Below are 7,366 nucleotides of genomic sequence, written 5' to 3'. Positions count from 1 at the left end.
CCCAACGACGCGGAGATCCTGCGCCAGGAAATCTTCGGACCCGTCGCCCCCGTCACCACCTTCACCACCGAGCAAGACGCCATCCGGCTGGCCAACGCCACCGAATACGGGCTGGCCTCCTACCTCTACAGCCGCGACTTCAACCGGCTCCTGCGCGTCGCGGAACAGATCGAATTCGGCATGGTCGGCCTCAACGCCGGCGTCATCTCCAACGCCGCCGCCCCCTTCGGCGGCGTCAAACACTCCGGACTCGGCCGCGAAGGCGGCACCGAAGGCATCGCCGAATACACCACCACCCAATACATCGGCATCGCCGACCCCTGGGCCGCCAAGGGATGACTCGGGGAAGCCATTACCCGGCCCCTTTAGGGACTTACTGACAGCCTGGCCACGGCGGCAATATCCGCCGGGGTAGTTCGACAGCACCCGCCAACGAGCCGGGCGCCAAGTTCACGCCAGATGGGGGTTCCTTCCGCAAGGCTTGAGGGCTGTTTACCACCGCGTCCCGCTAGGGGGTGCCCCGTCGCGGCCGGCCGCCATGTCTTGGTGACTGCGTCGTAGCTTTCGCCCGAATTTGGATAGGCGATGAGGGGCGTATCGGTGGCTTTGCCCAGTGCCTCCAAGGAAGGCGAGACCAGCTCCAGCGGTACACAGTTCACGCCGATTGCCGCCACGAGCGGTTGCTCTCTGCACAGCAGAGCCACGTGAGCCAGCGGCGTACCGTCGCTGATGTGCCCTCCGTCCCGCAGCGTGAAGGAGAGCCAGCATTCGACGTCGAACTCTTCTATGAGTGTCAACAGGGCCTCGACCTCAGGCAATGAAGGCAGGGTCTCACAGGCAAGGAGGTCCACTCCCGCCTCCACCAGTGCCGCGATCCGAGGCCGGTGGAACTCCAGGAACTCGTTTCGGCTGAGAACGTAGTCACCCCGGTATTCGGATCCGTCCGCGAGGTACGCGCCGTAGGGCCCGACCGATCCTGCAATCAGCAGGGGGCCCGAATCCGGGTTTTCGGCCAGATATTCGCGGCGCGCCTCGTCGGCCAGGCGCACACTCAATGCCACTCGTTCCAAGGCCTCTTTCTCGCCAATGCCGCGCCGCGCAAAACCCAGGGGTGTGGCCTGATAGCTCGCCGTGATGGCGACGGCGGCTCCGGCGCGGAAGTAATCGTGGTGTACGCGTTTGATGAGCTGGGGCTGCTCCAGAAGGACTTTCGCCGACCACAAGGGGTCTCCCAGGTCGCAGCCATGCGCTTCAAGCTCGGTGGCGAGTGCACCGTCCACCGTCAGGTTCACTCCGGCGTCGAGCATGCGTGAAAGCTTGGTATTCGTAGGCATCGTTAGGGCTCCAAGCGGTTCGGTTCGTTCTTGCCTGCCGGTCGGACGTGCACCTCATGGTACGGCAATGCAACGTAGCACAAGGTGACGACCTCCGTCCGAAAGATGTGCGTAATAAGCATTTTTTAATGCTTGTAATGACCATCACTCTATGCCACCATGGCTGTCAAACACCTTTTGCGACCCGCTCAGGAAGAGGCCTCCCGTGAAAATTGAAATGAAATCAGTACGCAAGCTGCGCGTCCATTGGCCCATAGCGCCGGAAACCTTCTCGCGGCTCGCCACCGGCGACGTCGAAGCATTCACGGATGAAACGGGCATCGCGGCCCTGCTCCAGGCTTTGTCGGATTCCCCCGACTTAGGGGACTTTGGCAACTACCGGCATGTCTTCGAATCCGGCCTGGGTTTCGAGGGATTCACCTGCGCTGAAGGCGCTAACCCCACTTTGGGGCAAGTGGGCCAGCGGACAATTTCGCCTACCTTTGTCTGCACGACGTATTTCGATGCCGCGCTCGATGACGCTGCCGTGGAACGGTTCCTGCAGCACATCGTGGAGATCCACCCCTGGGAAGTACCGGTCATCGAACTGGCAGGGCCCATCAGCGTCTCCAGCACTGCCCTTCCGGCAGTCCTTGAGTGCGAGGCCGCATCATGATTGAAGCAGCAACGACCGGACTTTGGGACGGCTTGCAGTCGCTGCTTGCAGGCAGGTCCTTTACCGACCTGACGCACGCCTTTCACCCCGGCCAGCCGCATTTCCCGGCATTCCCCGACGAAACCCGGGAGACCGTTTTCGATCTGGATAAAGGCGACGGGTTCACCGCTCACCGTTATTCGATCATCGGCCAATGGGGAACACACGTTGATCCTCCCTCGCATTTCATCCGCGGGGGACGAACCCTGGACCAGATCCCTGTCGAGGACATGGTCCTTCCGCTGGTCGTCCTGGACATCACCGCACGGGTCACCGCCAATGCGGACGCCACCCCCACGATCGAGGACGTTCAGGCGTGGGAGCGCCGCAATGGTGCCATCGCGCCCGGGTCCTTTGTGGCGTTGCGGACAGGGTGGAGTCACCGTTGGCCCGACACTGGCGCCATGGCAAACAGGGATGATGAGGGTGTCAGCCACACTCCGGGATGGTCGCAGGAAGTCCTCTCCTTCCTGATCGAGGAGCGCTCGGTGACTGCCGTCGGCCATGAACAGACGGACACGGACCCGGGGAGTGCCACGTCCCGCCAGGATTTCAGCCTGGAGACGTACGTCCTGGCGCAGAACCGGTGGCAGATCGAGCTGATGGCGAATCTGGAGGGACTTCCGGAAGCGGGCGCAGCCCTCGTTGCGAGCTGGCCGAAGCCGCTGCAAGGCAGCGGCTTTCCGGCCCGGGTCTTCGCCATCCACTAGGACACGTTCGTCCAGTGACTAGAATCGGTTCCATGTCTAAGACGTCCAGCATGGGCCGGGGAATCATGGCTGTCCTAGCGGTGGGCGCCCGCAGCGCAGGAGGCCTGCCCGGCGGAACGGTCGCTGACATAGCAGCCGACCTGGGTAAGGACCGCAGCCAGGTTTCGCGCAGCCTGCGGACCGCCGAGCAGGAGGGGTTCCTGGCGCGCGGAGACCACCGGTCCTACACCCTGGATTGGTCGCTCCTGACAGACGCGCAGCTATTGACAGACCAACGGCTGCAGACCGATGGTGTGACCGCCCTGGAAGGCCTGGCGGGTGAAGCTGATGAGGGATGCTTCCTTGGCATTCTGCGCGGCGACAGTACGGTCACCATCGGTGAGCGTGTTCCGGAAAGTAGCAACATGGTCGGTTCCTGGCTTGGCCGGCCCTACCCGGCCTTTTGCAGCGATGCCGGCCAGGCACTGCTGTGGGAAGCCTCGGACGCCGAGGTCCAAACCATATTCTCCGGCGTTCCCTTCGTGCGCCATGGCCCCAATACTCCCCGTGACGTCGAGGACTTCCTGACACGACTGCGCGGTGCGCGGCAGCGGGGGTACTCCATTGTCGACGAGGAAGCCGAGCCAGGGCTGTACTCCCTGGCCGTTCCGATTCACGATTTCAAAGGCGACGTGGTGGCAGCGCTTCAGGTCGTGGGCCCCAAGATACGCCTGGAGCCAAAGCGGGAGTTCTGCGCCACGGCTCTCAGGTCTTGGGGAAAGTGGCTCGAGTCGGCGCTGGGCCATGCGGTACCGGAGGACCACCTTTAGCCGGCAAGGTCCTTCCGGCCCGCGGCGCCACGGATGCGGCCCTCGCAGGATCCCAGCCGTTCGGCAGCGGCCGTGAGGGCCTTGACGACATCATCGGTGTTGGACGCGATCTCAGCCCGGCTGCCCAGGACGCTGAGCGCGGCAAGAATGGATCCCTCAGCAGTGCGGACCGGCACAGCGAGTTCGTAGACTCCGTGCTCGAATTCTTCCTCCGCGACAATGAAGCCCCGGGCCCTGTCCCGTTCCATCAGTTCGGCGACTTCCTGGGACGAATGCGCCGCTCCCGGACCGCCCACTCCGATGAAATTGACGTCTTGGAGGAGGGCTTGAACGGCCGGCTGCTGCTCGTCCCACAGCAGCGCCCGGCCGGACCCGGTACACCATACGGGCGTCACCATGCCGGGTTTCACGAAGCTTCCGGGGACGGCGTCATTGCTGGAGGCACGCAGGAGAATGACCCGGAAGCCCTCGCGGACGGAAACTCTGGCTCTCAGGCCGAAAGAAGCCACCAAGGCCTCAAGTTCGGTTCTCGATTCGCGGACCCAGCCGGCATTCAGCACTGCGGCAAGGCTGAAGAAGCGTGGGCCGGTTCGAAATGGTCCGCGTTCGACACGTTCCAGCAGTCCCAGCTCGCACAATTCCTGCGTCAGCCGGGAGACACGGCTTTGTTCCATGTCCAGCTCGGATGCGAGCTGGGAAACTCCGAGAAGCCGCCTGCCCCACTTCTCCCGGTCTGCGACCAGCCGAACTATTCGAAGCCCTTGGGCCATGGACGACGCTTCCGAGGAAGAATCCATGCTCCATGCTCCTTCCGCCCGATAACTACGCCTATTCTCACATGTGTTCATCGTTGACCAGGACGCGGTTTCCTTGTGCCCACACGGTGTACAGGTCCGCGAGTATCGCTGAATTCGCTGCTTCCAGTTCAGCGGGAGCGATTTCTGCGCTTCCCTGCCGTCCGAACAGCACGACTTCGTCTCCAGGGGAAACGTCCGCCACGTCGGTGACGTCGACAACCATGGAATTCATCGAAACGACGTCGACAATGTCGGCGCGGCGTCCGCGGACAAGCACGCCGCCCTGTCGGGCCAGTGCCCGCCGGTAGCCGTCTCCGTATCCTGCTGTGACTGACGCCAGCTTGGAATCCCGGTCCAGGGTGCGGGTCAGCCCGTAGCCGACCTTAGTTCCGGCTGCGTAGCTGTTGATGGACGCGATCCGGGCCTTGAAGGCCAGGCACCGTTCGAAGGGCCCTGCTGTCGGATCCGAATCGCCGTAGAGGACTGCCCCGGCACGGACCATGTCCAGCCACGAGCCGCGCACGTGCAGGGCGGCGTAGGAATTGGCGCAGTGGAGCAGCACGTCCTCCCGGGGAGTCCCGGTCAGTTGGAGGAGCGTCAACGCTTGGCTTTGAAATCGCTGAAGAGCTGTTTCAACATGGCCGTTGTCGTCCTTGGGGAAATGGGTCATGATCCCGGCCAGTTGAAGTCCAGAGTGGCTCACGATCGCGACCGCAGAGGCGCGCCCAAGTGCGGACGAGACGTCGAGGCTATGCCTGCTGATCCCGGAAGAGTTGATATCGAGGTGGACGCGGACCAACTTCCCGGCTTCGGCAGCGATCTTGTGCATCTCCCACGCGCTCTGCGGGTCGGCAACGAGTTCTTCGATGTCGTGCGGCAGCCCGGCCTTGATCTCTTGCGGCGCCGCGGCCCGGACACGCAGGATCCGTCCCGTAAAACCGCAGCGGCGTGCGATGGCGGCCTCTTCGTTGCTCCCTACTCCCACGAAGGGAACCCCCAGACGGATAAGGGACGGCAGCAATAGCCCAGCTCCGTGTCCGTAGGCATTGGACTTCACCACTGCGCACAGGAGCGCAGTGTCATCGATCATGGTCAGGAGGTTCCGGACGTTTGATTCGAAAGCGGCGGCGTCGATCTCCAGCCAGCTGCCGGCGTCCTGGCCCGAACTGCTCACGTGGTGCATCAGGTCTTGTGAATTCATGGTTTATCCGTTGGACAGCTTCACGGCCGGGGACCAGAGTCCCCGGCCGTGAAGCTGAGTAGGCGTTGGCTGATGATGGCGTCAGGACAACTGGTCGGTGCGCGTCTTGCGTCCGTATTTGATGTGGAAGAAGGCGTAGCAGGCGCCCACAAATGCAACACCGAAATAGAGGGCTGCCACCTGGTTCGGATCAAAGGCGATGCCGACGAGGGAAATGAGGCAAAGCGAGAAGGCCAGGATCGGCACCAGCGGGAACAGCGGGGCCTTGTACCGAAGGGCAGCTACATCGCCGCCGTTCTTGACGAAGGACCTCCTGTGGAAAAAGTGCGAGGCGGTGATGGACATCCAAACCCCGACGACGGCGAAACCCGCCACAGAGACGAGAGCCAGATATACCGTTTCGGGCGCTACGACGCTGCTGATCAGTGACGCCAGGCCGCCGAGCATGCTCACCGATAGCGCGGTCATGGGGATCCCCCGCCGGGTCAGCTTCTTCAGCGCCCGGGGGGCGTGCCCCTCGTCGGCAAGGGAGTAGAGCATCCGCGCGCAGGAGAAGAGCCCGCTGTTTCCGGCCGAGAGGAGTGCAGTGATGATGACGAAGTTCATGATGTCGGCGGCAAAGGGAATGCCGATGGATGAGAAGACCGTCACGAACGGGCTCTCATCCAGTCCGACCTCCGCGAACGGGATGGTGGCGGCGATGACGGCGATTGCCCCGACGAAGAAGATCAGCAGACGGATCACTGTGCTGCGCATCGCCTTGGGGATGCTGGTGGCCGGATCGGCCGTTTCGCCCGCTGCCACGCCGATGAGTTCAGAGCCGGAGAAGGCGTAGAAAACTGCCAGCGCAGTGACCAGGACACCGGAGAAACCGTTGGGGAAGAGCCCGCCGGAGGTGTTGAAGTTCTCAAACAGGAAAGGGTGGTTTGCCCCCTCGCTGAGCGGGTGGAAGCCGAGCAGCGCCGCGCCGCCGAAAACGATGAGGACCAGGATGGCGCCCACCTTGACGATGGCGAACCAGAACTCGGACTCGCCAAAGAATTTCGACGAAACTGCGTTGAAGCCGAAGAGGACCGCGGCGAAGATGACGCACCAGACCCAGACGTCAACACCCGGGAACCACCGCTGCATGAGGAGACCGGAGGCCGTGAACTCCGATCCGATGGCCACTGCCCAGCACAGCCAGTAGAGCCAGGCGGTGGTGAACCCGGTGGCCGGCCCGATTGACCTCGCCGCGTAGATATGGAAGGCGCCTGAGACCGGATAAGCGATGGCCAGTTCGCCGAGGCACGCCATCACCAGGTACACAACAAAGGCGCCGATGAGATAGGCGATGACAGCCCCGAGGGGGCCGGCCTGGGAAATGGTGTAGCCCGAGCTCAGGAACAGCCCGGAGCCGATCACCCCACCCATGGCGATCATGACCAGATGCCGCGCCCCCATGGACCGCCGGAGCCCGGAGTCGGTCGGCGGGGGAATCGTGGGCTGTGGTTCTAGCTGGACGGACGATGAGGGTTCCATGGTTTCTCCCAGATGAGTGGACAGGTCTGATGCGAAGGGTGCGCCCGACGCCCCGGCGTGCGGGGCGGGCCGCTTCGAGCTGCGCAGCACCGATAGTGATGAAAGTAACACGAAAACCATTTTTTGGTCATTAAAAACATTTAAACATGCATATGTTGCACGCAGGTTACCTCGAGGTGTAGATGCCGAATCGGCAGTTAGATGGTCAATTCGCCCTGTTTTTCGGTCACAATCACATGCACTGACGGACATGGAATGCAGACAGCATTGGAGGACCGATGTAACTGATTGAAGGAGCAC

The 7,366-nt window shown here is 62.8% G+C and carries 8 protein-coding genes; 4 read left to right on the top strand and 4 right to left on the bottom strand.

Going from position 1 to position 7,366, the window contains the following annotated elements; translation table 11 throughout:
* The coding region (locus BLR03_RS02230; RefSeq protein ID WP_139184455.1) for an aldehyde dehydrogenase family protein at nt 1–339 on the top strand (339 nt) is incomplete at its 5' end.
* 26 nt (nt 340–365) lie between these two features.
* On the opposite strand, the gene mmuM is transcribed toward BLR03_RS02230, so the two are convergent.
* Entirely contained in the window at nt 366–1,334 is a 969-nt protein-coding gene (gene mmuM / locus BLR03_RS02225; protein WP_091248768.1) for a homocysteine S-methyltransferase, read from the bottom strand.
* Nucleotides 1,335–1,539: 205 nt separating this feature from the next.
* Between mmuM and BLR03_RS02220 the strand changes: the two genes are divergently transcribed.
* Genes BLR03_RS02220 through BLR03_RS02210 form a run of 3 tightly spaced genes read left to right on the top strand, consistent with a single transcriptional unit; the run spans nt 1,540 to nt 3,547 of the window.
* On the top strand, nt 1,540–1,989 hold the full coding sequence (locus BLR03_RS02220; RefSeq protein ID WP_091248767.1) for a YqfO family protein: 450 nt from the start codon (nt 1,540–1,542) through the stop codon (nt 1,987–1,989).
* Nucleotides 1,986–2,738 carry a cyclase family protein gene (locus BLR03_RS02215; protein ID WP_091248765.1) on the top strand — a complete coding sequence of 251 codons (753 nt, stop codon included), beginning with the start codon at nt 1,986–1,988 and terminating at the stop codon, nt 2,736–2,738. Before BLR03_RS02220 ends, BLR03_RS02215 begins: the two co-directional genes overlap by 4 nt.
* A 32-nt stretch (nt 2,739–2,770) precedes the next feature.
* The gene (locus BLR03_RS02210; protein WP_091248763.1) at nt 2,771–3,547 is read left to right on the top strand and encodes an IclR family transcriptional regulator; all 777 of its coding nucleotides are present in this window, start codon (nt 2,771–2,773) and stop codon (nt 3,545–3,547) included.
* Here BLR03_RS02210 and BLR03_RS02205 read toward each other — a convergent pair.
* The 3 genes from BLR03_RS02205 to BLR03_RS02195 all read right to left on the bottom strand — a co-directional run bounded on the left by BLR03_RS02205 (nt 3,544) and on the right by BLR03_RS02195 (nt 7,066).
* A complete protein-coding gene (locus BLR03_RS02205; protein ID WP_091248761.1) occupies nt 3,544–4,344 on the bottom strand; it encodes an IclR family transcriptional regulator in 801 nt (266 codons plus the stop codon). The two genes, BLR03_RS02210 and BLR03_RS02205, sit on opposite strands and share 4 nt — an antisense overlap.
* A gap of 37 nt (nt 4,345–4,381) precedes the next feature.
* Nucleotides 4,382–5,545: an alanine racemase gene (gene alr / locus BLR03_RS02200; protein WP_091248759.1), complete on the bottom strand. Its 1,164-nt coding sequence runs from the start codon at nt 5,543–5,545 to the stop codon at nt 4,382–4,384.
* Between the two features lie 81 nt (nt 5,546–5,626).
* Nucleotides 5,627–7,066 (bottom strand): amino acid permease, encoded by a 1,440-nt coding sequence (locus tag BLR03_RS02195; RefSeq protein WP_091248758.1) that lies wholly within the window; start codon nt 7,064–7,066, stop codon nt 5,627–5,629.
* Nucleotides 7,067–7,366 lie beyond the last annotated feature (300 nt).

Origin of the sequence: Arthrobacter sp. ok909 (assembly GCF_900104405.1) — a bacterium.
GTDB lineage: Bacteria > Actinomycetota > Actinomycetes > Actinomycetales > Micrococcaceae > Arthrobacter > Arthrobacter humicola.
The sequence above is the reverse complement of the archived record's forward strand: the minus strand, read 5'-3'. Positions and strand labels throughout refer to the sequence as shown.

Coding starts and splice junctions, on each gene's coding strand:
- BLR03_RS02215 (WP_091248765.1), top strand. CDS start 1,986: ATGATTGAAGCAGCAACGACCGGACTTTGGGACGGCTTGCAGTCGCTG.
- BLR03_RS02195 (WP_091248758.1), bottom strand. CDS start 7,066: ATGGAACCCTCATCGTCCGTCCAGCTAGAACCACAGCCCACGATTCCC.
- mmuM (WP_091248768.1), bottom strand. CDS start 1,334: ATGCCTACGAATACCAAGCTTTCACGCATGCTCGACGCCGGAGTGAAC.
- BLR03_RS02210 (WP_091248763.1), top strand. CDS start 2,771: ATGTCTAAGACGTCCAGCATGGGCCGGGGAATCATGGCTGTCCTAGCG.
- alr (WP_091248759.1), bottom strand. CDS start 5,545: ATGAATTCACAAGACCTGATGCACCACGTGAGCAGTTCGGGCCAGGAC.
- BLR03_RS02205 (WP_091248761.1), bottom strand. CDS start 4,344: ATGGATTCTTCCTCGGAAGCGTCGTCCATGGCCCAAGGGCTTCGAATA.